Source organism: Gordonia sp. C13 (genome assembly GCF_023218005.1).
GTDB classification, from domain to species: Bacteria; Actinomycetota; Actinomycetes; order Mycobacteriales; family Mycobacteriaceae; genus Gordonia; species Gordonia namibiensis.
Genome location: NZ_JALPSY010000037.1, coordinates 18,961 through 45,006 on the forward strand (window position 1 = coordinate 18,961; position 26,046 = coordinate 45,006).

Sequence of the window (26,046 nt, forward strand, 5' to 3'; positions counted from 1 at the left end):
CAGCGGCGACACCGGATGATCCAGATCGTCTGGTTCTCGACCGGCCGGGGCAACATCCTGTCGGTACTGCCGGCCTGAACCCGCAACGTCCCCCATTCGAGGTGGTCCGGCGACCCGTTCGCTCTGGGCGTAGCGGACGGGGAACACAGCCCCGGCCTGCGCAGTTGTACTGTGCACATCCCCGCCATCGCGGTCGATCCGTGCACTCTGCACGGGCGTTAACTGCAGGTACATCAGCGACGACCTCTAGAGTGGAAGCAGGCTGGTCGTCGCCTACCCGCACCGCGTTGTCCCGACCGGACACACGAGGTGGTTCTCGCGGCGGCCGGGGCGCTAGCAATGTGAGGGAGAACAATGTTCGAACGGTTCACCGACCGCGCGCGACGGGTTGTGGTTCTGGCCCAAGAAGAAGCGCGGATGCTCAACCACAACTACATCGGTACCGAGCACATCCTCCTCGGCCTCATCCACGAGGGCGAGGGTGTGGCTGCCAAGGCGCTCGAGTCTCTCGGGATCTCCCTGGAAGGTGTCCGCAGTCAGGTCGAGGAGATCATCGGCCAGGGCCAGCAGGCACCGTCGGGACACATCCCGTTCACCCCGCGTGCCAAGAAGGTGCTGGAGCTCTCGCTGCGCGAGGCCCTGCAGCTCGGCCACAACTACATCGGCACCGAGCACATCCTGCTCGGCCTCATCCGCGAGGGTGAGGGCGTTGCCGCACAGGTCCTGGTCAAGCTCGGCGCCGACCTCAACCGGGTCCGCCAGCAGGTCATCCAGCTCCTGAGCGGGTATCAGGGCAAGGAGCCGCAGGAGGCGGGCACCGGCGGTCGCAGCAGCGAATCCGGCACCCCGTCCACCTCGCTGGTCCTCGACCAGTTCGGTCGCAACCTGACCGCTGCCGCCGCCGAGGGCAAACTCGACCCGGTCATCGGCCGGGAAAAGGAAATCGAGCGGGTCATGCAGGTCCTGAGCCGCCGCACCAAGAACAACCCTGTTCTGATCGGCGAGCCGGGCGTCGGCAAGACCGCCGTCGTCGAGGGCCTCGCGCAGGCCATCGTCAACGGTCAGGTCCCCGAGACGCTCAAGGACAAGCAGCTCTACACCCTCGACCTCGGTTCGCTGGTCGCCGGCAGCCGCTACCGCGGTGACTTCGAGGAACGCCTGAAGAAGGTCCTCAAGGAGATCAACACCCGCGGCGACATCATCCTGTTCATCGACGAGCTGCACACGCTCGTCGGCGCAGGTGCCGCCGAGGGCGCGATCGACGCCGCCAGCATCCTCAAGCCGAAGCTGGCCCGCGGCGAGCTGCAGACCATCGGTGCGACCACCCTCGACGAGTACCGCAAGTACATCGAGAAGGACGCCGCCCTCGAGCGCCGCTTCCAGCCGGTCCAGGTCGGCGAGCCGTCGGTCGAGCACACCATCGAGATCCTCAAGGGTCTGCGTGATCGCTACGAGTCGCACCACCGCGTCTCGATCACCGACGGTGCACTCGTCGCCGCCGCGACGCTAGCCGACCGCTACATCAACGACCGGTTCCTGCCGGACAAGGCGATCGACCTCATCGACGAGGCCGGTGCGCGCATGCGCATCCGCCGGATGACCGCGCCGCCAGACCTGCGCGAGTTCGACGAGCGCATCGCCGACGCGCGCAAGGAGAAGGAAAGCGCCATCGACGCGCAGGACTTCGAGAAGGCCGCCAGCCTCCGCGACAAGGAGAAGCAGCTGGTCGCCGAGCGCGCCGAGCGTGAAAAGCAGTGGCGCAGTGGCGACATGGACGTCGTGGCCGAGGTCGACGACGAGCAGATCGCCGAGGTCCTGGGCAACTGGACCGGTATCCCGGTGTTCAAGCTCACCGAGGAGGAGACCACCCGTCTGCTCCGTATGGAGGAGGAGCTGCACAAGCGGATCATCGGCCAGGAAGACGCCGTCAAGGCCGTCTCCAAGGCGATCCGCCGCACCCGTGCCGGCCTGAAGGATCCGAAGCGTCCGTCGGGCTCGTTCATCTTCGCCGGCCCGTCCGGTGTCGGTAAGACCGAGCTCTCCAAGGCGCTGGCGAACTTCCTGTTCGGCGAGGACGACGCACTCATCCAGATCGACATGGGCGAGTTCCACGACCGCTTCACCGCGTCACGTCTGTTCGGTGCCCCTCCCGGCTACGTCGGCTACGAAGAGGGCGGCCAGCTCACCGAGAAGGTGCGCCGCAAGCCGTTCTCGGTGGTGCTGTTCGACGAGATCGAGAAGGCTCACTCGGAGATCTACAACACCCTGCTGCAGGTCCTCGAGGACGGCCGTCTCACCGACGGTCAGGGTCGTACGGTCGACTTCAAGAACACCGTCCTGATCTTCACCTCGAACCTCGGTACGAGCGACATCTCCAAGGCCGTGGGCATGGGCTTCTCGTCGAAGGACGACACCAAGTCCGGCTACGAGCGGATGAAGCAGAAGGTCAACGACGAGCTCAAGAAGCACTTCCGGCCCGAGTTCCTCAACCGCATCGACGACATCGTCGTCTTCCACCAGCTGACGCGTGACGAGATCATCCAGATGGTCGACCTCATGCTGACCCGTGTGGAGAGCGCGCTGAAGAACAAGGACATGGCGCTCGAGGTCACCGACCGCGCCAAGTCCCTGCTCGCCAAGCGCGGCTTCGATCCGGTGCTCGGTGCACGCCCGCTGCGTCGCACCATCCAGCGCGAGATCGAGGACCAGCTCTCGGAGAAGATCCTGTTCGGCGACGTCGCTCCCGGACAGATCGTGCTGGTCGACGTCGAGGGCTGGGACGGCGAAGGCGACGGCGAAGACGCCAAGTTCACCTTCACCGGTTCGGACAAGCCGCATGCGGTCCCGGACGCACCGGTCGAGCTGTCCAAGGCAGGCGACGGCGGCTCGGACGCGAGCTGACCTGAGCTGATCTGACACAAGCAGATCTGACACAAAGAGCGGCGGCGTCACCCGAGAGGGTGGCGCCGCCATTTTGTGTTGCCTGCCCGTGGCAGGTGTGACAGTGGTGGATACCATCGATCACTGTGACGAGCGATACATCAGAGGTCGGCCGTAAGGCCACGCAGGCCGAGCCCACCATCACCGTCGAGCGGGACGGCGAGATCGCCATCTTTAGGCTGAACCGCCCCGACCGGCTCAACGCCTTCACCCTGCAGATGGGCGAGGAGTTGCGGGCGGCCTTCGACGAGACCGACGCCGACGACTCGGTGCGCGCAGTGGTACTCACCGGCACCGGCCGGGCGTTCTGCGCCGGGGCCGACCTCGAAGCAGGCGGCTCGACCTTCGACGCGTCCTCGGTGGTCGAGGGCGACGAGGTCCCGGCCGACGAGGGCGGCAAGCTGACGCTACGCATGTTCGCCTCGCTCAAGCCGGTCATCGCCGCGATCAACGGCCCCTCGGCCGGCGTCGGCGTCACCATGACCCTGCCCGCCGACGTCCGGATCGCTTCCGAGGACGCGAAATTCGGCTTCGTCTTCGCCGCCCGCGGCCTCGTCCCGGAAGCGGCGTCGAGCTGGTTCCTCCCGCGGCTCGTCGGCCTGCCGACGGCTCTGCAGTGGACGGTCGGCGCCAAGATGGTGCAGGTCGACGAGGCGCTCGAGCGTGGACTGATCCAGCAGGTCGTGCCCAAGAACAAGGTGCTCGAGACCGCGATCGCCGTCGCCCGCGAGATGACCGCGAACAGCGCCCCCGTCTCGACCGCCCTGACCCGTCAGCTGCTGTGGCGGATGGCCGGTGCGCCCAGCCCGCTCGACGCCCACCACGCCGACTCGAAGGCGATCTTCTACCGCGGCCAGTCCGGTGACGTCTACGAGGGCGTCATGTCGTTCCTGGAGAAGCGACCGGCGACGTACCCGAACAAGGTGTCGGAGGATCTGCCCGATATCTTCTGAGCTCAGCTGTTCAGGTCCGGCCCCGTCAGCTGTCAGCTGACGGGGCCGGCCTGGTTTCCGATCGCGATCACGATCGGGATCATGAGCAGCTGTAGAGCACATGCCCACGCGGCTACGGGCCAGGCGCGGTCACGGCGTCGCAAACGTCGGATTCCGAGCGCCAACGACGCAGTCCACAGCACGATCGCCGCGATGATCGCGGTCGCGTCCGCGACCTGGGTCCACCGCGGGTCACCGCAGGGCTCGTAACCGCACGGGTCCGTGACGAATGCTGTGAACGCCGCGACGACGAACGTCAGCAGAGAGGGGGACGTGGAGTACCCAGAGCAGTATCGACGCCGCGAGATCGCCCCCGTCGAGGTTGTCGCTGGTGTCCGGCACGTCGCGACGATACCGCTGGGACCTTCGTCAGCTGTGCGAACGCCTTGTATTGCGTACGTGAACATCCGCGAACACGCGGCATAAACGGTGGCAGGCTGCGCTGACCGCGGTTATCGTGGCGAACAGCAGGCCAGACGAGTGCTGAAAGGAGGTGGCGCAGATGTCGATCGGTACGGTGGTGTTCGTTCGCGAGTGGCGGATGACCGACCCCGGCTGCCGGTACGGGCTACCAGCCCGAACCCGGTCCGGACCAATCACATCCAGCGTCACCAGTTCCTGAGGTCGTGAACCTCGATGGTCGGCGCGCTCACTCGCCCACGCATCGAGGAGTATCCATGACCATCTTCGTCACGAATGCCGGATTACAGATCCTCGCGCGCGTCACCTGGCGTCGCGCCGCCGTCCTGCTGACCACCGAGGTCGCACGCAACGTCGAGGGCACCCCCTTGGTGCGCGTCGTCCATTCGCCGACCCTCTCGTTGCCCATCCACAAGGTGGTGGCCATCAAGCGGGACGCCTACCGCCCGTACGCAGGCAAGACGATGGATTCCTATGCTTCCAATGCGACGATCCTGCGGCGCGACCAATGGATCTGCGCCTACTGCGACGGCCCGGCCGACACCGTGGATCACATCGTCCCCGTATCTCAGGGCGGCCCGAGCACGTTCGGCAACCAGGTCGCGGCGTGCAAGTCCTGCAACGGTTTCAAGGCCAACCGAACCCCGCGGAAAGCCGGCATGGCATTGCGGCACGCACCCTTCGTCTACGACCCGTGGGCCGTCGACCAGAAAGAGGTCTGGGAGATGTTCATGCTGCATCCCAAGACCGACTGAGAGCGTGAAAACGCGAGAACCGTTCAGGTGGGCAGGGGTTCGGCACCGCGCTCTTTCAGGAGCATCGACATCTGGCCGATCTCGTTGCCCTGATCGCCGAGCATGTTCAGGGCGAGTTGCTTGGTCGCCGGGCCGGAACGGTCGTCGTTGTACGCCGCCTGCGCCATCTCCAGTCCGCCGCGATGGTGTCGGATCATCAACTGCAGGAACAGTTTCTCGGCCTCATCGCCGCTGAGTGTGGCGAGCCGGCCGAGTTCGTCGGTGCTCGCCATACCCGGCATGAGCGGGGCATCAGGGATGTCCGCTGAGAGATCACCGTGGGCGTGCGAATCACCGTGGGACATCCACGACATCGGCTCATCCGAGGTCAGGGGCAGCTCGAAGAACTGCAGCCAACCGCGCATGGTCGCGCTCTCCGCAGACTGAGCGACGACGAGCTGATCGGCCAGGCCGCGGATCGTCGGGTCCACGCCGGGTGCGGCGAGAATCGTGCGGGCCATCAGGAGCGCCTGATCGTGATGGGTCGACATGTCCTGCGCGAAGCCGATGTCGGCGGCACTCATCGCCTTCACGTCGTCCCGCGAGCCGGGCGACCACACCGAACCGACGACGACGCCGATCGCCACGAGCAGGACGGCCAGCGACGCCGGCCCGGCGATCTGCAGCCACGCGGGCCGCTGCTCGGTGGTCATCCGAGGAAGGAATCCTGATCCGGCGGTGGGGTGTAGACCCGGTTGCTCAACTCGAGGGCGTAGAAGCCGCCGTCGGCACAGGTCGTCAGGATCTTGTTGCCGTGGAACTCCGGCGGGGAGAAGCACCAGTCGGTGGCCATGTCACCCCCGACGACCATGCCCATGCGCGGACCGATCATCTCGTTCAGCTTGGCTTTCCCGTTCGCGAGAGACATTCCGAGGCTGAGGAATTCGATGCCCGGTGCGCCGATGATCGACCCGAGCACATGCGGCGAGTTGGGTCGGGTCATCGCGGTGGCGCCCTTCTGCGCCGGCGGGTTGTAGTAGGCGATCTCCTTGATGGCGGAGAAGTCCCGGATGTCGAACACGCGGATGCCGGACGACTCCCATGCGCACGCCAGCGCCGTCGGATCGTTCGGGCGGTCGACCGCGCAATAGTGCGGGTTGCTGCCGAACAACGAACCGCCCATGGACGAACGGAACTGGGTGTCCAGGTGTTCGGGCAGGTTGATCTCGAGTTTGAGCTGTGCGGCGTAACGCGGTTTGTTCACCCGGGCGACGTCGAAGATCTTCACGCCGCCCGAGCCACCCTCGTCGGCCGTGATGATGTGGGGCGTCCCGCGATAGGTGATCGGAATCGAGTGCTGGTTGAGCTGGCCGTCCGGCCACAGGTATGCAGCCACGTGCGGGACCTGCGGATACGGCGCACGACGCTGCACTGCGCTGATGTCGAGGACGGTGACGCCCGCCATGTTCGACAGGTACATCCGGTTGCCGTCGGGGGTGATGCCGAAACCGTGGCCGAGGAAGCTGTGCAGTCCCTGCCAGATCACCCTCGGGTTCCGCGGGTCGGCGACGTCGATCGCGCTCAGATGGCCGGGCGCGATGCCCGACGCCCAGTAGGTTCGGCCGTCCGGGGACCAGCCGCCCTCATGCGAGGTGAACGGGATGGGGTAGGCGATGCCGCCGCCGCGGGCGTTGAGCAGTTTGGGGCGGGTGCAGTCGGAGATGTCGTAGACCGCGAAAAAGCCTGCGCCCCATACCAGTGGCACACCGGTCGCAGCGAGGAGCTTGCGTTTCTTGTTGACTTTCAATGTCTCCCAGGTGCCGCCGCGCATCGCCGCATCGGTCAGCGACCCGACGACCTTTGGCTTCCGGGGATTCGAGGCGTCGATGACCTGGACGCCTGGCTGGGGCAGGAAGTTGTTGCCGGGGAACAGGCTTCCGGTGTAACTGCAGTGCTCGAAGGATGCCGACACGATGCCGCCGCCCGCACCGGTGACGTTGCCGAGCTTGGTCAGGTTGCAGTGGTAACCCTGTTTGCTTCGGCCCGACTGTCGGTCCTCGGCACTGACGTCGCCCTGCAGGCCCGGTTCCGGCTTGGAGCCCGGACCACACTCGGCCTTGGGAACAGAAGTGTCGGAGATGTCGGGGAACCAATGGTTCGCGGCGCTCGCCGGTGCCGACACCAACATCGTCGACGCAAGGAGTGCCCCCGCGGCCAGACAGGTGATCGCGTGCAATCGCCGTCGTGCGGTGGACACAGTGAATCGATCTGGCGTCATCGCCCCTCCGATCGTGACGTGAGCCACGCTAGCGGCCGGGCTGAGACGCCGGGGCTGATTTGTCGAAAGTTGCACGCGGGACGCGCGCGTTCGGACGGGTCGGCCGTCCGAACGACTCCGGGACCGCCGGGAACATTGTCGGCCCGCACCCCCTCCAAGTATTCGAACGCAGCAGACAGCCCGCACCGGCGGGCACCATCGAGAGGAACACCCCATGAGCACCCAGATCCCCGCAGACGCAGTCCTGGTCGACACCGACGGCGATGGTCTCGTCGACGCCGCTCTCGCAGACATCGACGGGGACGGCACCACCGACGCCGTCCTGGACACCGACGGTGACGGCTCGGCCGATTCGATCGCCTACGACACCAACTCAGACGGCGCGATCGACCTGATCGAGGCAGACTCCGATGGCGACGGTTACACCGACATCGCGGTCGCCGACACCGACTGCGACGGCACGTTCGACACCGCCGTCGACGACGAGGGCAACGTCTCGGTCGGCGACTTCGGCAGCATCGACGGGGGCGATGCGGTCTGAGGACCCCTCACTCTGAACCCAGCCTCGCACGCAGCCGGTCAGCTCAGCTGGCCGGCCGCAGGCGTTTCGCGGCGACGAACGCGAGCACCGCCGCGGCCAGACATGCGGCGGCACCGACGCCCAGACCCACGCGTGGATTGGTGGCCTCGATGACCGCGCCGATCAGCGGACCGCCGATCGGCGTCGACCCCATGAACGCCACCGACCACAGGGCCATGACCCGACCCCGCATCTGGGGTTCGGCGTTGAGTTGCAGGGTGGCGTTGCCGGTCGACATGAACGTCACGCTGAGCCAACCGACGAGGAACAGCGCGCAGATGGCAGTGACGAGGTTCGGGGCCAGCGCTGCTGCCGCGATGGTGACGCCGAAGCCGAACGCGGCCAGCGTGAGGGGCCGCAGTCCGATGGTGCCGCGCGCGGCGACGACGAGCCCGCCGACCACCGCGCCGACTCCCATGGCCGAGGTCATGAAGCCGAGAGCCTGTGGCCCGCCGTCGAAGACGAAATCGGCGGCGGCGGTGAGGGTGACCGGGAAGTTGTACGCCAAGGTGCCGACCAGCGCCATCGTGGCGAGCGGGATCCACAGCGACGGGACGCCGCGAACGTAGCGGATGCCCTCACGCAGTTGCCCTTTGGCGCGGGGGACCGGGGTCTCCTGGGTGATCTTCGTGCTGTCGAGCGCGATCAGCGAGGCGACCACCGCGGCGAAGCTGACCGCGTTGATCGCGAAACACCAACCAGCCCCGACGAGGGTGAGGATGACGCCGGCGACCGCCGGGCCGACCGCGCGGGCGGCGTTGACCATCACCGAGTTCAGGGTGACGGCATTACGGATCAGCGATTTCCCGACGATCTGGTGGATGAACGCCTGCCGCGCGGGTTGCTCGAAGGCGTGTCCGAGGCCGAGTAGCAGCGCGAGGACGGCCACATGCCACACCGCCACCACCCCGGCGAGAGTGAGCGCGGCGAGGACCGCGGCGAGCAGACCCATCATCGCCTGCAGGATCGTCAGCAGCCGCCGACGGTCGACGCGGTCGGCGATGACTCCGGCGTAGGGGCCGATCAGGAGCACGGGCAGCGCCTGGAGGGCGACGATCAGGCCCAGAATCGATGCCGACCCGCTCAGGGTCAGGACCAGCCAGGCCTGAGCGGTGGCCTGCATCCACGAGCCGGTCATCGACACCGTCATCCCCGCGAAGAAGAGCCGGTAGTTGGGGATGTGCAGCGAGGCGAAGACGCTGTCGCGTGAGTCAGCGGAGACTGGTGAGTCCGAGCCGACGCCGCTGATCTCGGAAGCGCGGTCGTCGGTCATCGACGTCCATGTTAGGCCCGCACAACGTCGTCGATGACATCCATCAGTTCGAGGGGCTGCTCGAGCGGGATGTGATGACCGGCGCCGGCGAGTTCGACGACGCGCGCCGGTTCGTCGAGACCTGCGGTGACCGTGTCGATCATCGCCTGGGTCACGACCCCGTGTTCGCCGTAGACGACGCTGAGTCGGCAGTCATTCGGCGGGCATGACGGCAGATCGGTCAGCTCATCGGCGAAGCCGCGGTCGAACTTCCACCGCCAGCCGGCGTCATCGCGGACGACCGACTGTCGCGCGACGTACTCCCGGGCGAAATCGAGGCTCGCGTGGTCGGGCACGAGGCGGAACCGTTCGAGGGCTGCCTCGAGTGACGGGTAGTGCTTGCTACCTCGAGGAATACCCTCCTCGGGCTGATTGCGCTGGATCTCGTCGAGCATCGCGGCGTCGAGGATGCGGGAGTCGACGAGCACGAGTTTCTCGGCGAGGTCGGGGTGGGCGATCGACGTCCGGATGCCGACGAGCCCGCCGAGGCTGTGCCCCACCAGGACTGCCTCGGTGGTCGCCCCGACAGCCGCCGCGACCGCGGTGACCTCGTCGGCCCAGGTGCCCAGGCGGTAGGTGTCGCGCCAGTCGCTGTCGCCATGTCCGGACAGGTCGAGGGCGACGACGCGCCTGTCCTGCGCGTACCGCGGGGCGATGTGATCCCACCACCCGGAATGGGCCGCGCCACCGTGGACGAGGATCAGGCCGGGGGCGCCGGGTTCGCCCCAGCAGCGATAGGCGATCCGTGCGCCGTGGACGGTGATCGACGAGTGCTCGGGTTCCGAGGCGACTGCTGTGCGAAACCACTCCGGAGCGTCGGCGGTGACATTCGTACTCATCGGCCCAGCCTTTCACGCATAGGGTGAGACGAAACGGGCAATCGGACAGGACGGATCAGACGATGGTGCAGACGGTGATCGTGTCGGGCGGTACGGGCGGCTTGGGTACCGCGGTCACGAAGAAACTGCTCGACGACGGTTGGCGCGTGGTGGTGCCGTGGGTCGTCGAGGCCGAACTGTCGCGGCTACCCGAATCCGATCGCCTGGTCACCCTGCAGGCAGACCTGTTCGACGAGTCATCGGTGACCGAGGTCGTCGCCGCTGCGGCAAGCGACTCGACGGCACCGGTGAAGGCGGTGGTCAACCTGGTCGGTGGGTTCGCGATGGGGGAGCGGGTGGACGCGACTCCGGTCGACGAGTTCGAGCGACTCCTCCGCCTCAACCTGCGACCGCTGTATCTGCTGTCCGCGGCGGCGATCCCGAAGCTGATCGAGGCCGGTGGCGGGTCGATCGTCGGGGTGTCGGCGAAGGCCGCGTTCGCGCCGTTCTCCGGTGCCGCCGGATACATCACGTCCAAGGCGGCGGTGTGGGCGTTCATCGGCGCCCTCGCGGCCGAGTACAAGGACGACGCCATCCGGGCCAACGCGATTCTGCCGTCGGTCATCGACACCCCGGGAAACCGTGAGAGTCAGCCGGATTCCTCGCGCAAGGGCTGGGTGTCGCCGGAGACGATCGCCGAGACCGTCGCCTTCCTGGTGTCCGACGCCTCTGCCGCGGTGACCGGCGCGCAGGTCCCGGTGCCGGGCGTCGGCTGACGATTCCCTCTATCGTCTCGGGACCTGGCCACGGGCGCCCGACGGTCCTCGCACTTCGACGGTCACAAACGCCTAACGACGATCGTCTCGGCTGGGACGTCCCGCCGATCTCGGTTACCTTTGTTACGTCTGAGAACAATGTTAACAAAAGGGGCTATTGGTGCGTTCCTCGTGGAAGAGGCGACTGAGCGTCGTCGCGTGTGCCGTTGCAGTGGCGGCGACCGGATGGGCACCGGCGGCTCTTGCTGCGCCGGCCCCCGACCCCAACCGCGCCCGGATCGACACCGTCATCCACGACTCGGCCCAGCAGACGACCCTGATCGTCTACTCGGCCGCGATGCGCCGGCTGGTCCCGGTCAACGTGCTGCGCCCCAAGGACCTCACCAAGCCGCGCCCGACCCTGTACCTCCTCAACGGAGCCGGTGGTGGCGAGGACTCCGCGACCTGGGCGGCGAAGACGCAGTACTCCAAGTTCTTCCGCGACAAGCAGGTCAACGTCGTGACGCCCATCGGTGGCGCGTTCTCGTACTACACCGACTGGCAGCGCGACGACCCGGTGCTCGGCCGCAACAAGTGGACGACGTTCCTCACCAAGGAACTGCCGCCGCTGGTCGACAAGGAATTCAACACCACCCGCAAGAACGCGATCGCGGGCATCTCGATGGCCGGCACCTCGGTGCTGAACCTCGCCATCTCCGCCCCGAAGCTCTACAAGTCGGTGGCCGCCTACAGCGGTTGCGCTCGAACCAGTGATCCGTTGGGCCAGACCTACATCCGGATGGTCGTCGCAGATCGCGGCATGGGCAACGTCGACAACATGTGGGGCCCGGTCAACTCGGCGGGCTGGCGCAAGAATGACCCGTACGTCAACGCGGCGAAACTCCGGGGCACCAAGGTCTACATGACCAGCGGCACGGGCCTCCCCGGCTGGTACGACCGCCTCGAGGCACCTTTGATCGCCGGTGACCCGTTGACGCTGGCCAACCAGGTGGTCCTCGGCGGTGTCATCGAAGCCGCCGTCAACGAGTGCACCAAGCAGATGGCAGAACGCATGCGCGCGTTGAAGGTTCCGCACAAGGTCCTGTTCCGGCCCGACGGTACCCACTCCTGGGGTTACTGGGAGCGCGACCTCAAGACGACGTGGCCGATGATCGCCAAAGATCTGAAGTGAGCGACGCCGATCGACTGTGGGCGGATGATCTCGAGGTCGGGCAGGTGTTCGGATTCGGCAGTCACCATGTGACCGAGGACGAACTGCTCGACTTCGCCCGCGCGTGGGACCCGCAGGACTTCCACACGGACAAGGCCGCGGCCGAGGCCGGCGTCTACGGCGGGCTCATTGCCAGTGGCCTACACACGATGTCGATCTACCAGAAACTCGCGGTGACCGGGGTCCTGTACCGCTGGAAGGTCATCGCGGGCAGGCGACTCGCCGATGTCGTGTTCCTTCGGCCGGTGCGTCCCGGGGACACGTTGACCGGTTCGCTGACCATCGACGCCGTCGAGTTCGACGACCGTGACCGCGCGCTCGTCACGTCCACATCGGAACTGGTGAACGACGCAGGAAAACCGGTGATGCGGACCGTCGTCGAGGCATACGTACACGCTCGGTCGGCCGGCACCCCTCTGCCGGCCGACCGGAACGACTGAATCAGCTCAGTTGGCGCGGTCCTTGAGCAGGAGCCGGACCGTGAGTTCGAGGCGGTTGGTGACGTCGGTGGCCGACGCGCGCCGGGTCAGCCACTGCACGAGGTTCGACATCCACACGTCCGAGAGCACACGGGCGATCGCAAGATCCTCTTCCGTGGGCTCGCCCACGCCGACGATGGCACCGGCGAGGAGTCGGTCGATGATGCCGGCGACCTGATCGACCTCGGCGGTCGCCGACGCGTCGGCGAACATGAAGGCGCGGGTCATGGCCTCGGTGAGCAGCGGGTCGCGCTGCATCGCGAAGGTGATCATGTCCAGGACGTGGCGCAGGCGGTCGACCGGGGTGTCGCCCCGCAACTGTGAGCGGTCGACCTTCGACTCGACGCGTTCGAACTCGCGCGCCAGCGCCGTGACCAGCAGGTGGACCTTGGACGGGAAGTAGCGGTAGAGCGTGCCGACCGCCACGTCGGCCTTGTCGGCGACGGTGCGCATCTGGACGGCGTCGTAGCCGCCCTTGGAGGCAAGTGCGAGCGTCGCGTCGAGGATGCGGCGGCGGCGTTCGCGCTGCGCGGTGGAACCGGCTTCGGGCGACGCGGCAGGGGTCGTCGTGGCCCCGGCTGGGGCGTCGACCGCGGCGTTGCCTGGTGCAGAGCGGGCCATGTGTTTACGAACATCCTCACGTGATCGGCGACCGGGGAGGCGGGGATTCACGGGTGGCTACCCGATCACCTCCACCCATGGCATATTAGAACAGGTTCTAATTATTCCTCACAACTCGACATACAGAGGATCACTCGTGACAATCGCCACGTCTCCCGAACAGCAAGCCGTATGCCACAGCATCGAGTCCTGGGCGCGCGCCGCGAAGGTGACCGAACTCGTCCGTTCCGACATCGACAAACCGCGTGACCAGTGGACACAGCTGTTCGGTCAGCTTGCGGAGTTCGGCGTGTTCGCAGCCGCGGTGCCGGAGGCGTCCGGCGGCCTCGGAGCGGAATTCGTCGACGTGGCGGCGATGATCGAGCAATGCGGCATCGAGCTGGTGCCGGGGCCCATCGCGCCGACGGTGACCGCCGCCATCGCACTTTCCACCAGCACCGATGCCCGGGCGCAGGCGCTCCTCGACCAGATCCTCGAAGGTGCGGTACCCGTCGTGACGCCCGTCGTGAGCTACGCAGGTGGGGCGACCACAACGCTGACCGACGTCCTCGATCTCGGTCTCGTCGGCGGTCACTCCGAGGGGGTTGCGGTCCTCGCGGCGCTCGATGTCCCCGGTCGGGACGGTCGCTGGTGGATCATCCCGCCGCACGTCGGCAGCGCCGACATCGCGCCGGAGGCCCCGCTCGACGGCACGACCTCGGTGGCGCGCGTACGACTGACCGGTGTCACCGCCGACGACCTCGTCGAACTTCCCGACGCGCCGCTCGTCGAGGGGCTGCTGTCGGCGACCTTCGCGGCGTATCAGAGCGGTGTGACGCGCTGGTCGCTCGACACCGCCGTCGACTACGCCAAGGTCCGCACGCAGTTCGGTGCGCCGATCGGATCGTTCCAGGCGATCAAGCACATCTGCGCCGAGATGCTCTGCCGCAGTGAGGAGGTCACCGCCGTCGCATGGGACGTGGCCGCTGCGGTCGACGAGGTGCTCGGTGCGTCCCCCGATGAACTGGCCGCTGCGCGTGAGCAACTCGAGATCAGCAGGCTCGCCGCCGACGTCGTGGTGGCCGAAGCGCCGGTGGCCACGGCCAAGGACTGCATCCAGGTGCTCGGCGGGATCGGGTTCACCTTCGAACACGACGCGCATCTCTACCTGCGGTCCGCGCTCGCCGCGCAGGCCGCCCTGGACCACGCCCATGCGGCCGCCACCGCGCTCGCCGACCGTGGGCTCGCCGGTGCGCGCCGACGCTTCGCGCTTGATCTGTCGCAGGTCGAGGACCAGCGCGACGAGGTCCGCGAGACGGTCGCCCGCATCGCTGCGGAGGCCGACGCCGACGACCAGCGGCGCGTCCTCGCCGAGACCGGTTACCTCACCCCGCACTGGCCGGCGCCGTACGGACTCGGGGCCGATGCTGCCCTGCAATTGCTGATCGACACCGAGCTCGACGCGGCCGGCGTCGTCCGCCCCGACCTCGTCATCGGCGCCTGGGCGATCCCGACGATCCTGTCGCACGGCACCGATGCCCAGCGCGAACGCTTCGTCCGCCCGACCCTCGCCGGCGAGATCGTGTGGTGTCAGCTGTTCAGCGAGCCCGAGGCCGGTTCCGACCTCGCCGCGCTGCGTACCAAGGCCGAACGCGTCGACAGCGGCTGGAAACTGTCGGGCCAGAAGATCTGGACCTCGCAGGCGCACAATGCGCAGTGGGCCATCTGCCTGGCACGCACCGGCGCCGAGGCTCCCAAGAACAAGGGGATCACCTACTTCCTCGTCGACATGTCCTCGCCGGGCATCGACATCCGGCCACTCCGCGAGCTGACCGGTCGCGCCAACTTCAACGAGGTCTTCCTCGACGATGTCGTGGTGCCCGACGACTGCGTGGTCGGCGAGGTGAACAACGGCTGGCGGCTCGCCCGCACCACCCTCGCGAACGAACGCGTGGCGATGGGCGGGTCGGGGCTCGGCAAGGAGATGGAGTCGCTGCTGCGGCAGGTGCAGGGCATGACGCGCGACCTCTCCGACGCCGAACGCGTGGCACTCGGCAGTCAGTTCGCCGACGCGCACGTCGGCCGGGTTCTCGACGCCCGCGCCGCCACCCAGCAGCTCGCCGGACTCGACCCGGGGGCGCTGTCCAGCGTCCGCAAACTGATCGGCGTGCAGCACCGCCAATCGGTACCCGATCTCGCCCTGCAGCTCCTCGGCGTGCAGGGCCTCGCGGCCACCGATGCGTCCGACGCCGTGCTGCAGAACCGCTGCCTGTCGATCGCCGGTGGTACGACCCAGATCCTCAAGACCGCGGCGGCGGAACGCATTCTCGGTTTGCCACGCGGCTGACCGTTCGCGGCCGTACGAAACCGCAGATAAAACCGGATCTCTACCCTCCGATGGGCCGACTCTGATACAACTAGAACAAGTTCTAGTTCTGTAGTTCGCGCACGGTGAGGAGACGCAGGGTGGACTTTGCCCTGGACGGCACGGCGATCGCGGTTCGCGACGTCGCGGAGGACGTGTTCGCACGACGACAACCCGACTGGGAGTCGACTTTCGGCAAGGGGGATTCCGGCGGGTCGGGAGCAGGTGATCAGGTCGGTGGCTTCGACGCCGAGACCTGGCAGGCGCTCGTCGACGCCGGGCTGCTCGCGTTGCCGTTGCCGGCGCACCACGACGGTGACGAGGTCGACGAGTCTGGACTGCTGCCGCTGTTCCGTCGGATGGGGCGGGCGGCCGCGGTGACCCCGGCGCTCGGCACTCTGACCGCCGCGCTCGTCTTCGCCAAGGCCGCCGGCGATGGTGCGGATGTGTGGTCGCGCTGGGCCGACTCCCTGACCGGTGGCCGCTGGGCCGCGATCGCGATCGGTGAACACGGCGACCCGCTGACGCCGACCCCGCAGACGAGCGTTCGGGGCGGGAAGCTCAACGGCACCAAGGTCGGGGTCCTGCACGCCGAGGGGGCCTCGGTTCTGCTCGTCACGTCCGATGCCGGCGTCGTGGCCGTCTCGCCGACGGCCGACGGCGTCACGCTCACGCGTACTCCGTCGTCGAGCGGTTGGGGCGAGTACACGGTCACCTTCGACGACGTCGCCGTCGACGATGCCGACGTCATCAGTCGTGAGCTGTCGGTCCTGCGCGATCGCTACCGATTGGCACTGTGTGCCTATGCCGACGGTCTCGTCGCCGGGGCCACCCGGCTCACCGCCGACCACGTCTCGACCCGCGAACAGTTCGGCAAGCCGATCGCGCTGTTCCAGGCCGTCGGCCAGCAGCTCGCCGACATCTACGTCGTCGGCCGGTCGATGGAGCTCTCGACCACCGCTGCGGCGTGGCGACTCTCCGAAGGCCTCGACGCCGCAACGGATCTCGGCGTCGCCGCATACTGGCTCGCCGAGGAGATCCCGCCGACGCTGCGCACGATGACCCACCTGCACGGCGGTATCGGCGTGGACATCACCTATCCGTTGCACCGGTATTTCTCCGTCGCCAAGGACCTCGCCCGCCTGGTGGGCGGGGCCGCCGTGCGGCTCGACGAACTCGCCGACATCACCGAGGGCGCTGCCCCGGCCGACCGAGCACAGGGGTGAGCATGTTCATCGATCTGACGCCCGAGCAGCGCGCGCTGCGGGAGGAACTCCGGGAGTACTTCGCGGACCTGGTGACCCCGGAAGAAGCGAAAGTCATGCTGACCGAGCGGCACGGACCCACGTACCGCAAGGTCATCAAGCGCATGGGTGACGACGGCTGGCTCGGTGTGGGCTGGCCGAAGAATTTCGGCGGCAAGGGATTCGGGGAGATCGAACAGCAGATCTTCACCAACGAGGCCGTTCGCGCCGACGTCCCGCTGCCGTCGGTCACCCTGCAGACCGTCGGCCCGACCCTGCAGGTCCACGGCACCGAGGAGCAGAAGCGAAAGTTCCTGCCCGCGATCCTGGCCGGCGATGTGCATTTCGCCATCGGTTACACCGAACCCGAGGCCGGTACCGACCTGGCGTCGTTGAGCACCACCGCCGTGCTCGACGGCGACCACTATGTGGTCAACGGCCAGAAGATCTTCACCACCGGTGGTCACGACGCCGACTACATCTGGCTGGCCGTGCGCACCGACAAGGACGCGCCCAAGCACAAGGGCATCTCGATCCTCATCGTGGACACCAAGGATCCCGGGTTCAGCTGGACGCCGATCATCACCGCCGACGGTGCCCACCACGTGAACGCCACCTACTACCAGGACGTGAAGGTCCCGGTGTCGATGCGAGTGGGCGAGGAGGGCGACGGCTGGAAGCTCATCACCACCCAGCTCAACCACGAACGCGTCATGCTCGGACCGGCCGGCCGCATCGACGGTCTGGCGGCACGGCTGCGGGCCTGGACGCAGCGTCCGGGTCCCGACGGCACCGTGATCGCCAAGCATCCCGATGTGCGCCGGGCCCTGGCCACCATCGACGCCTACGGCCGGATCAACGAACTCCTGAACTGGCAGGTCGCCTCCACCGGCGAGGCGATCTCGATGGCCGACGCCGCCGCGACGAAGGTGTTCTCCACCGAACGCATCCAGTCGGTGTGCCGGATGGCCAACGAGATCATCGGTCGCTACGGCGATTTCACCGATCCCGAGACCGCCGCCCTGGTGGACTGGCTCGACGTCCAGCAGAAGCGCCACGTCGTCATCACCTTCGGCGGCGGGGTCAACGAGGTCATGCGCGACATGATCGCCACCGCCGGCCTCGGACTCCCGAGGGCCAAGCGGTGAGCGCCCCCGAGATGACCGGGACCGAGTTGACCGGGGACGAGGCGATCCGCGCTGCGGCGCAGGCGATCATGGACGACGGTGCGAGCGCACCGGTGCGTGGGCGCGACCCGATCAATCAGCCGATGATCAACAACTGGGTCGAGGCGATGGGCGACGAGAATCCCATCTACGTCGACGAGGCCGCCGCGCGGGCTGCCGGGCATCCGGGTGTGGTGGCACCGCCGGCGATGGCCCAGGTGTGGACCATGCGCGGCCTCAACGGCGTTCGCACGGCCGACGATCCGCTCGGACGCGCGACCCAGCTGTTCGATGACGCGGGCTTCACCTCGGTGGTCGCGACCAACTGCGACACCGTCTACCACCGCTACACCCGGCCGGGTGAGCAGGTGTCGCTGTCGGCGGAACTCGTCGAGATCGTCGGCCCCAAGAACACCGCGCTCGGCGAGGGCTGGTTCTTCACGACCCGCAACGTGTGGTCGGTGCCCGATGAGAACGGTACCGACGAGGTCGTCGCGGAGATGCGGTTCCGCATCCTGAAGTTCCGCCCGGCTGCGAAGGACGCTGCACCCGAGCCGGTTTCGTCGGTGCCCGACGATCTCGACCCGGCGCGTCTGCTGAAGCCGAGCGTCTCGCGGGACACCGCCTTCTTCTGGGAAGGTGTCGCCGCACACGAACTGCGCATCCAGCGAGACGGCGAGGGCGCCCTGCGTCATCCGCCGGTCCCGGCTACCTGGAAGCCACGAGAGGCCGATGGATCGGTCCCGGAGACCGACTACGTCGTCGCCTCGGGAACCGGAACCGTCTACAGCTACGTCGTTCATCGTGCACCCAAGGTCCCCGGCCGGCAGCTGCCGTTCGTCGTGGCCCTTGTCGAGCTCGACGAAGGTGTGCGGATGCTGGGTGAACTGCGTGGCGTCGAACCGGAGGACGTCGAGATCGGGATGTCGGTCCGGGCGACCTTCCTGGACTTCCCGGCCCGCGATGAGGCCGGAACGCCGGCGTGGACGCTGTACGCCTGGGAACCGGCGAGTGAAGGGGGAAAAGCATGACCAGTGTCGCCACTCCGGCGGTGGGCGTCGGAACCACCCTGCCGCCCTTGGTCATCGACGCGACCCCGACCTTCGTCGTCGCGACGGCACTGGCCACCCGCGACTTCCAGGATGTGCACCACGACCGCGACCTCGCGCAGGCCAAGGGGTCCAAGGACATCTTCGTCAACATCCTGACCGACACCGGTCTGGTCGAACGATTCGTCACCGACTGGGCCGGGCCCACCGCCCGAATCCGCTCCATCGCACTGAAACTGGGCGTGCCGTGGTACGCCTACGACTCGGTCACCTTCACCGGTGAGGTCACCGAGGTCGCCGACGACGGCCTGTTGACGGTCGCCGTCACCGGAACCAATTCGCTGGGCAAGCACGTCATCTCGACCGTGACCCTCACCATCGGCGAGGGCGCCTCGGATGCGACGCAAGGGGAGGGGCACTGATGGGCGGGCTGTCCGGACAAGCGGCGATCGCCGGCATCGGGGCCACCGAGTTCTCCAAGGACTCCGGGCGCAGCGAGCTGCGGCTCGCGGCGGAGGCGGTGTCGGCGGCGATCGCCGACGCGGGTCTCACGCCGGCCGACGTCGACGGTCTCGTCACGTTCACCATGGACACCAACAGTGAGATCTCGGTCGCCCGGGCCGTCGGAATCCCCGAGCTCACCTACTTCTCGCGGATCCACTACGGCGGCGGCGCAGCGTGCGCGACCGTGCAGCAGGCCGCGATGGCGGTGGCGACCGGGGTCGCCGACGTCGTCGTCGCCTACCGCGCGTTCAACGAGCGGTCGGGACTACGGTTCGGACAGGTGAATTCGGCGGTCGCCAACCAGGAGAACTCCTCGGGCACGGAGAACGCCTTCAGCTACCCGCACGGGTTGTCGACACCGGCGGCGTTCGTCGCGATGATCGCCCAGCGGTACATGCACGACTACGGCGCCACCAGCGAGGACTTCGGCCGTATCGCGGTCGTCGACCGCAAGCATGCCGCGGTCAATCCCGACGCCTTCTTCTACGAGAAGCCGATCACCCTGGAAGACCACCAGAATTCGCGGTACATCGCCGAGCCGCTTCATCTGCTCGACTGCTGCCAGGAGTCCGACGGCGGTGTCGCCCTGGTGATCGTGTCGGCCGAGCGGGCCAAGGACCTGCCGCACACGCCGGCCGTGATCGCCGCGGCCGCAGCCGGTTCGGCGGCCGACCAGTTCATCATGACCAGCTACTACCGTGACGAACTGGCATCCCTACCCGAGATGGGGCTCGTCGGACGGCAGCTGTGGTCGCAGTCCGGCCTCGGTCCCGAGGACATGGACATGGCCGTCCTCTACGACCACTTCACCCCGTACACGCTGCTCCAGCTCGAAGAGCTGGGCTTCTGCGGACGCGGGGAGGCCAAGGACTTCGTCCGGGAACCCGGTGCCCTGGAGGTGGGCGGCCGCCTACCGCTCAACACCCACGGCGGTCAGCTCGGCGAGGCCTACATCCACGGCATGAACGGCATCGCCGAAGCCGTCCGTCAGATCCGCGGAACCTCCGTCAACCAGGTCGACGACGCCGAGAAGGTCGTCGTCACCGCCGGAACCGGCGTTCCCACAAGCGGGTTGGTGCTCACCGCATGACCGGAACCGTACGCACCGCCCACATCAGTCCCGACCAGCCAGTCCAGTGCAACAACACTCTTGAGAACGAGGAGCGCGCAGAATGAAGTTCAACCTCGCCGATGTCTTCGAGACGGTCGCCGATTCGGTGCCCGAGCGGATCGCGCTCAGCTATCAGGGCCGCCAGATCAGCTATGCCGAACTCGACAAGCTGTCCAACCAGGTGGCACACCTGCTCGCGGGTGCCGGAGTGGGCGCCTTCGACAACGTCGCCCTGTTCCTCAAGAACAGCGTCGAACACGTCACGAGCCTCCTCGGCCTGCTGAAGGTCCGCGCGGTACCGGTCAACATCAACTACCGGTACACCAACGCCGAACTGCAGTACATCTTCGACAACTCCGACTCGCGCGCGATCATCGTCGAGCTCCCCGAACACCAGCGCAGCGTCGCCACGCTACTCGCCGAGACGCCCACCGTGCGAACGGTGTTCGTCATCGGTGACGTCGTCGAGGAGCTCACCCGGGCGGCAGCCGACCTGCCCGACGGGCGCACGGTCGAGATCGTGTCCTTCGCCGATGCCCACTCCAAGCCGGACAACCGCGACTTCGAGCCGCGCAACGGCGAAGAGCTGTACCTGCTCTACACGGGCGGCACCACGGGTTACCCCAAGGGCGTCATGTGGCAGCACGACGACTTCTTCCGCAAGCCGCTCTCGGGTGGTAACCCCTACGGCGAGGCCCGCAAGGACCTCGAGGAGATCGGCACCGCGGTCAAGGATTTCCCGTCCATCGCCTTCCTGCTCGCGGCCCCGCTCATGCACGGCGCGGCGTCGTACTCGCTGTTCACGTTCTTCACCCTCGGCGGTCGCCTGGTGATCCAGCGCGATTTCGACCCGGAGGCCATCGTCACCGAGGTCGAGAAGGAAAAGGTCAACATCGTCCTCATCGTCGGCGACGCCATGGGTATGCCGCTCGTGGAGGAACTGGAGAAGCGGAAGGACGAGGTCGACCTGTCGTCGATGTTCTCCATCACCTCCGGTGGCGCCATCTGGTCGCAGCACGTGCGCGACCGCATGCTCGCGGTGAAGCCGGATCTGGTGCTGCGCGACAACTTCGGCGCGTCGGAGTCGGGCAACGACGGCGAGATCATGATGGACGACAACGGCAACCTCAAGGTGCCGCCGACCGACAAGATGATGGTCGTCGACGAGAGCCTCAACAAGATCGAGCCGGGCTCGGGCAACGTCGGGTACATCGCGCGCATCGGCAACGTCCCCCTCGGTTACTACAAGGACGAGGAGAAGACCGCCAAGACCTTCCCGACGCTGCCGGACGGCACCCGCATCTCGATCCTGGGTGACATGGGCACCGTCGAGGCCGACGGCTCGATCGTCTTCCTCGGCCGCGGTTCGCAGTGCATCAACACCGGTGGCGAGAAGGTCTACGCCGAGGAGGTCGAGGCCACCCTGCACGGGCACCCGGCCGTCGCCGACGCGCTGGTTGTCCCGGTCCCCGACGAGAAGTACGGCCAGCGGGTCGCCGCGGTGATCTCGCTCGCCGAGGGCGCCGAGGAGCCGACGCTCGAGGAGATCCAGGAACACTGCCGCGAGACCCTCGCCCGCTACAAGGTCCCGCGCACCGTCGTGTTCGTCGACGAGGTCAAGCGCACGCCGGCCGGCAAGGCCGACTACCGCTGGGCCAAGGCCGAGGCGGCCAAGGAGAGCACTCCCGTCTAGTCGAGCGGACCTTCTCGCTCCCTGGGTGCGAGGAGCGATAGCGCGTGGACCTTCTCGCTCCTTGAGGTACGAGGAGCGGTAGCGCGTGGACCTTCTCGTTCCCTGAGGTGCGAGGAGCGGTAGCGCGTGGACCTTCTCGTTCCCTGAGGTGCGAGGAGCGATAGCGACGAGCCACGAAGGGCCTGGTGACATTGTCTCGCCAGGCCCTTCGTGGCTCGCTTCGCTCGCACCTCAGGGAGCGGAGAGGTGCTGCGCTCGCACCTCAGGGAGCGGAGAGGTGCTTCGCTCGCACCTGAGGGAGCGGAGGGGTCGCTCAGGTGAGCTGCAGGCTCGCCCACAGCGCGAGCACGGCGACACCCAGCGTCGCGGGGACGGTGAGCGCGCCGAGCCTCAGGTACTCGCGTGAGGTCGGGGCGGCGACGTCGTGGTGCATGATCTCCCGCCAGAGCAGGTTGGCCAGCGACCCGAAGTAGGCCAGGTTCGGGCCGATGTTGACGCCGAGCAGCATCGCCATGACCAGACCGGGGTCGTGGGCCACCAGCGGGATCAGCAGCAGCGTCGCCGGGAGGTTGTTGACCAAGTTCGCGAGGACCGCGGCGAGAACGGCGACCGCCAGGATGCCGAGCAGCGTCGACGACGACGGTATGAGTCCGCCGATCCAGTCGCCGAGCGGGCCGTCGCGGACCGGCAGGATGACGACGCCGAGCGTGGCGACGAACCCCAGGAACGGGATGTTCACCGCGGTGACGGTGCTGCGCAGCGTGGCCATCGGGGAGCGGAGCAGCTCGGGCAGCGTGAAGAGCACCGCGCCCACCCCGGCGACTGCGGCGAGCGGTACACCGAACGGTTCGGCGACCACGAACACGACGAGCAACAGGGCCAGGCCGACGAGCAGAAGGGTCGGCCGAGGCGCGTCCGGCCGGGGCTGTGCGTCTGGGGGTCGAGGCGCGGGATCGCCGGGCGTGGGACTGCCGAGTGCGCCGGCGAAGTACCACCGGAAGATCAGGTACTCCACGAGGATCGCCGCGATCCACGGCGCCAACATCACCCCGGTGAAGCCGAGGAAGCCGAACCCGGTGGCGGAGAACGCCAGCAGGTTGGTCAGGTTGGAGACCGGCAGCAGCGTCGACGCGGTGTTCGCCAGATGGGCGCTGGAGAAGGCGATCGGGGTCACCCGTGCGCCGATGTGGCGCGCGGTGGCGACGGCGACCGGCGTCAGCAGCACGATCGTGGTGTCGAGGCTGAGGATGGCGGTGGTCACCGCCGCGGCCACGAAAACGATGCGCAGCAGCCGGTATGGCGAGGCTCGGCTCCAGCCGGCGAGGACCGTCCCGACCCAGGTGAAGACGCCTTCGCGGGCGCACACGTCCGCGACCACCAGCATCGCGGCGAGGAAGCCGATGGTCGGGGCCATCGTCATGACCTCGTCGGCCGCGGCGTCGAGGTCGGTCAGACCGAGCAGGATGAGCAACCCGGCGACCGGAGCCGCCACCACGACGGCCGGAACACGCTGCGCGGCAAGGGTTGCGACGATCACCACGACGAGGCCGGCGATGCTGACGATGCAGCCGGCGACACTGTCCACGGTGAGCACCGCAGAAAGAGTACGCGCAGACCGGCTACGCGTCAGTCGCGGGCGTAGGTGTCGTCGAGGTCGGGATCGGGTTCGAAGTCGCCGGTCCGGCTCGTGATGACCGGGCCCTCGACGACGCGACGCGGAGTGATCCACAACAGGACGACGGCGCTGGCGAGCATGATGCCGCCCAGGATCAACGACGCGTGCTCGAACGGCACGTCGAAGGCGGCCTGACTGCCGTCGGCGATCTCGTCGGCGAGCTCGCCGGACTGCGCGGACAGATTGTCGACGACGACCCTCGCCTCGGCGAGGGAACGCTCGATGAGTGTTCCGGCCTGTTCGGCCTGGGCGATGGTGGCCTGACCGCCGGTCGGGTCACCCGCGGCGATCTGCTGCTGTCCGGCGGCGGTGAGCTGCTCGCGGGCGAGGTCCGCGGTCGGTCCGATCCGTGCCTTGTAGCCGGCGGCGACCATGGAACCGGCGATCGCGATACCGATGGCCGCACCGATCTCGCGAGCGGTGTCGTTGATCGCCGAACCGACGCCCTGGTTGTCGAGGGGTGTGTTGGACATGATGGCCGTGGTCGCCGGGGCGGAAGCGAGGCCGATGCCGATGGCGACCACCGCCAGGATCGCGGCCAGTGTCCAGTAGTCGCCGACCCGGATCAGACCCATGAGGGTCAGGCCGATCCCGGACAGCAGGGCGCCGCCGGCGATCACGAACTTGAGCGAGTCCAGCCGCACCGCCAGCCAGTTGGAGAGGAGTGAGAAGATCCCGACGCCGGCGACGAACGGCATGAGCGCCACGGCGGACTGCAGCGGGGAGTAGCCGAACACCAGCTGCAGCAACTGCAGGACGAGGTAGAACATGCCGAAGGAGGCGAGGAACTGCACCGCCACCGACAGCGATCCCGAACCGAAGGCCCGGTTGCGGAGCAGTCGGACATCGAAGAGCGGGGAGGCCGAACGCACCTCGACGACCACGAACAGTGCGGCGAGGAAGAGACCACCGACGAGGCAGCAGAGTACCAACGGATCGCCCCACCCGCGGTGAGGCGCCTCCAGGAGACCGAAGACCACGCCGGCTATCGCCAGGACCGAGCACAGGGTGCCCGGGATGTCGAAGCGGCCGGGATCGGTGTCCTTCGACGTGCCGATGGTGAAGCACAGCAGCGCCGAGACGCCCGATGACGCGGCGAAGGTGATGAAGATCGAATGCCAGGAGAAGAACTCGAGCAGGAGGCCGGTCACGAGGAAACCGGCGATCGCACCGCCACCGGCGATCGCCGACCAGATGCTGATGCCGACGGCTCGCTGGCCGTCCGGCATCCCGGAGGTGATGAGCGACAGCGTCGTCGGCATGATCAGCGCGGCGGCTGCGCCGGCCAGGCAGCGGGTGATGATCAGTTGTTCCGGGCCGTCGACCCAGATCGCGGCGAGCGACGCGAGCCCGAACAGCACCAGACCGACGATGAGGACCTCGCGCCGTCCGAAGCGGTCACCGATCGCACCGGCGGGCAGCAAGAGGGCGGCGAGGGCGAGCGTGTAGCCGTCGACGATCCACGTCATCTGACCGGCGTCGGCACCGGTGTCGACGGCGATGTCGGGCAGTGCCGTGTTGAGTGCCGCCATCGCTGCTACCACCATGCTCACGGACAAGCACGCGACGAGGACGAGCCACGCGGAGCGCGCGTCCATCCGGAATCCGTTCGGCAATTTCATCTTCCGCCCCCGACTTCGATGTGTGACTCGTAGGATCTCAGGGTTGCCGTCCGCCGCGTTGCGGTTTCGTTATCGCGACACGCGTGAGGGGAACCACCGCAACGTGGGTAACTTATGACACATTTATCACTGCAGTACCAGAACCGGGCGAGTCCGCTCCGGTCTGTGAACCGCAGGCCGTCATGGTCGAAGTTGGCCCCGGACAATCGAAAGTGGTGAAAGGTCATGGCCTCACCCCACATTGCGTCGAACACAGTCGCGTCCGCCGCTGCAGGACCCAGTACCGGCGCGACCCCGATCGCTTCTCCGAACACCACCGACGCTTCGCCTGCGCGCCTCCACATCTGGCGTGTGCTGACGATGCTGGCGGCGCTCATCGGCGTCATCGTGACGCTGGTGGTCATCGCGTCGGGGGGGGGGGGGGGGGCCCCCCCCCCCCCCCCCCCGGGGGGCCGCCCCCCCCCCCCCCCCCCCCCCC

General features: G+C 67.6%; 21 protein-coding genes. 14 read left to right on the forward strand and 7 right to left on the reverse strand.

Features of this window, described 5'->3' with window-relative positions; translation table 11 throughout:
• Positions 1-354: 354 nt before the first annotated feature.
• From M1L58_RS21700 to M1L58_RS21710, 3 genes are all read left to right on the forward strand, one after another.
• Positions 355-2,901, forward strand: a complete 2,547-nt coding sequence (locus M1L58_RS21700) for an ATP-dependent Clp protease ATP-binding subunit (protein WP_040535282.1) — start codon at positions 355-357, stop codon at positions 2,899-2,901.
• A gap of 125 nt (positions 2,902-3,026) precedes the next feature.
• A complete protein-coding gene (locus tag M1L58_RS21705; protein ID WP_248660432.1) occupies positions 3,027-3,893 on the forward strand; it encodes an enoyl-CoA hydratase-related protein in 867 nt (288 codons plus the stop codon).
• Positions 3,894-4,609: 716 nt separating this feature from the next.
• Positions 4,610-5,107, forward strand: a complete 498-nt coding sequence (locus M1L58_RS21710; RefSeq protein ID WP_006865466.1) for an HNH endonuclease — start codon at positions 4,610-4,612, stop codon at positions 5,105-5,107.
• A 23-nt stretch (positions 5,108-5,130) separates the two neighbouring features.
• Here the strand turns inward: M1L58_RS21710 and M1L58_RS21715 are convergent, their stop codons facing one another.
• Entirely contained in the window at positions 5,131-5,799 is a 669-nt protein-coding gene (locus tag M1L58_RS21715) for a DUF305 domain-containing protein (protein ID WP_248660433.1), read from the reverse strand.
• The gene (locus M1L58_RS21720) at positions 5,796-7,274 is read right to left on the reverse strand and encodes an LVIVD repeat-containing protein (protein WP_248660446.1); all 1,479 of its coding nucleotides are present in this window, start codon (positions 7,272-7,274) and stop codon (positions 5,796-5,798) included. Before M1L58_RS21720 ends, M1L58_RS21715 begins: the two co-directional genes overlap by 4 nt.
• 304 nt (positions 7,275-7,578) lie before the next feature.
• Here M1L58_RS21720 and M1L58_RS21725 point away from each other — a divergent pair, with 304 nt between their 5' ends.
• Positions 7,579-7,905: a hypothetical protein gene (locus tag M1L58_RS21725; protein ID WP_006865463.1), complete on the forward strand. Its 327-nt coding sequence runs from the start codon at positions 7,579-7,581 to the stop codon at positions 7,903-7,905.
• Positions 7,906-7,948: 43 nt separating this feature from the next.
• On the opposite strand, the gene M1L58_RS21730 is transcribed toward M1L58_RS21725, so the two are convergent.
• Together M1L58_RS21730 and M1L58_RS21735 are read right to left on the reverse strand one after the other, a co-directional pair.
• Positions 7,949-9,217 (reverse strand): MFS transporter, encoded by a 1,269-nt coding sequence (locus M1L58_RS21730; RefSeq protein ID WP_248660434.1) that lies wholly within the window; start codon positions 9,215-9,217, stop codon positions 7,949-7,951.
• A gap of 11 nt (positions 9,218-9,228) precedes the next feature.
• Positions 9,229-10,095 (reverse strand): alpha/beta fold hydrolase, encoded by an 867-nt coding sequence (locus M1L58_RS21735; protein WP_248660435.1) that lies wholly within the window; start codon positions 10,093-10,095, stop codon positions 9,229-9,231.
• Between the two features lie 62 nt (positions 10,096-10,157).
• On the opposite strand from M1L58_RS21735, the gene M1L58_RS21740 reads away from it, so the two are divergent.
• The 3 genes from M1L58_RS21740 to M1L58_RS21750 all read left to right on the forward strand — a co-directional run bounded on the left by M1L58_RS21740 (position 10,158) and on the right by M1L58_RS21750 (position 12,500).
• Positions 10,158-10,850 carry an SDR family NAD(P)-dependent oxidoreductase gene (locus M1L58_RS21740; RefSeq protein WP_248660436.1) on the forward strand — a complete coding sequence of 231 codons (693 nt, stop codon included), beginning with the start codon at positions 10,158-10,160 and terminating at the stop codon, positions 10,848-10,850.
• A gap of 160 nt (positions 10,851-11,010) precedes the next feature.
• Positions 11,011-12,021, forward strand: a complete 1,011-nt coding sequence (locus tag M1L58_RS21745; RefSeq protein WP_006865454.1) for an alpha/beta hydrolase — start codon at positions 11,011-11,013, stop codon at positions 12,019-12,021.
• The gene (locus tag M1L58_RS21750) at positions 12,018-12,500 is read left to right on the forward strand and encodes a MaoC/PaaZ C-terminal domain-containing protein (RefSeq protein ID WP_248660437.1); all 483 of its coding nucleotides are present in this window, start codon (positions 12,018-12,020) and stop codon (positions 12,498-12,500) included. Before M1L58_RS21745 ends, M1L58_RS21750 begins: the two co-directional genes overlap by 4 nt.
• Positions 12,501-12,506: 6 nt before the next feature.
• Here M1L58_RS21750 and kstR read toward each other — a convergent pair whose 3' ends face one another.
• A complete protein-coding gene (gene kstR / locus M1L58_RS21755) occupies positions 12,507-13,160 on the reverse strand; it encodes a cholesterol catabolism transcriptional regulator KstR (RefSeq protein ID WP_248660438.1) in 654 nt (217 codons plus the stop codon).
• Between the two features lie 136 nt (positions 13,161-13,296).
• Here kstR and M1L58_RS21760 point away from each other — a divergent pair, with 136 nt between their 5' ends.
• The 7 genes from M1L58_RS21760 (at position 13,297) to M1L58_RS21790 (ending at position 22,271) form a co-directional block, all read left to right on the forward strand.
• Positions 13,297-15,486 (forward strand): acyl-CoA dehydrogenase family protein, encoded by a 2,190-nt coding sequence (locus M1L58_RS21760; protein WP_248660439.1) that lies wholly within the window; start codon positions 13,297-13,299, stop codon positions 15,484-15,486.
• 119 nt (positions 15,487-15,605) lie between these two features.
• Positions 15,606-16,730: an acyl-CoA dehydrogenase family protein gene (locus M1L58_RS21765; protein ID WP_248660440.1), complete on the forward strand. Its 1,125-nt coding sequence runs from the start codon at positions 15,606-15,608 to the stop codon at positions 16,728-16,730.
• A gap of 2 nt (positions 16,731-16,732) precedes the next feature.
• Positions 16,733-17,896 (forward strand): acyl-CoA dehydrogenase family protein, encoded by a 1,164-nt coding sequence (locus M1L58_RS21770; RefSeq protein WP_248660441.1) that lies wholly within the window; start codon positions 16,733-16,735, stop codon positions 17,894-17,896.
• Positions 17,893-18,945 carry a bifunctional MaoC family dehydratase N-terminal/OB-fold nucleic acid binding domain-containing protein gene (locus M1L58_RS21775; RefSeq protein ID WP_308221835.1) on the forward strand — a complete coding sequence of 351 codons (1,053 nt, stop codon included), beginning with the start codon at positions 17,893-17,895 and terminating at the stop codon, positions 18,943-18,945. The genes M1L58_RS21770 and M1L58_RS21775 overlap by 4 nt, the downstream gene beginning before the upstream one ends.
• The gene (locus M1L58_RS21780; protein WP_248660442.1) at positions 18,942-19,385 is read left to right on the forward strand and encodes a MaoC family dehydratase; all 444 of its coding nucleotides are present in this window, start codon (positions 18,942-18,944) and stop codon (positions 19,383-19,385) included. The genes M1L58_RS21775 and M1L58_RS21780 overlap by 4 nt, the downstream gene beginning before the upstream one ends.
• Positions 19,385-20,557, forward strand: a complete 1,173-nt coding sequence (locus tag M1L58_RS21785; RefSeq protein ID WP_006865446.1) for a lipid-transfer protein — start codon at positions 19,385-19,387, stop codon at positions 20,555-20,557. The genes M1L58_RS21780 and M1L58_RS21785 overlap by 1 nt, the downstream gene beginning before the upstream one ends.
• An 82-nt stretch (positions 20,558-20,639) precedes the next feature.
• The gene (locus M1L58_RS21790) at positions 20,640-22,271 is read left to right on the forward strand and encodes an acyl-CoA synthetase (protein WP_006865445.1); all 1,632 of its coding nucleotides are present in this window, start codon (positions 20,640-20,642) and stop codon (positions 22,269-22,271) included.
• 313 nt (positions 22,272-22,584) lie between these two features.
• Here M1L58_RS21790 and M1L58_RS21795 read toward each other — a convergent pair whose 3' ends face one another.
• Together M1L58_RS21795 and M1L58_RS21800 are read right to left on the reverse strand one after the other, a co-directional pair.
• The gene (locus M1L58_RS21795; protein WP_248660443.1) at positions 22,585-23,865 is read right to left on the reverse strand and encodes an SLC13 family permease; all 1,281 of its coding nucleotides are present in this window, start codon (positions 23,863-23,865) and stop codon (positions 22,585-22,587) included.
• A gap of 32 nt (positions 23,866-23,897) precedes the next feature.
• Positions 23,898-25,568: an MFS transporter gene (locus M1L58_RS21800; protein WP_248660444.1), complete on the reverse strand. Its 1,671-nt coding sequence runs from the start codon at positions 25,566-25,568 to the stop codon at positions 23,898-23,900.
• Positions 25,569-26,046: the final 478 nt, after the last annotated feature.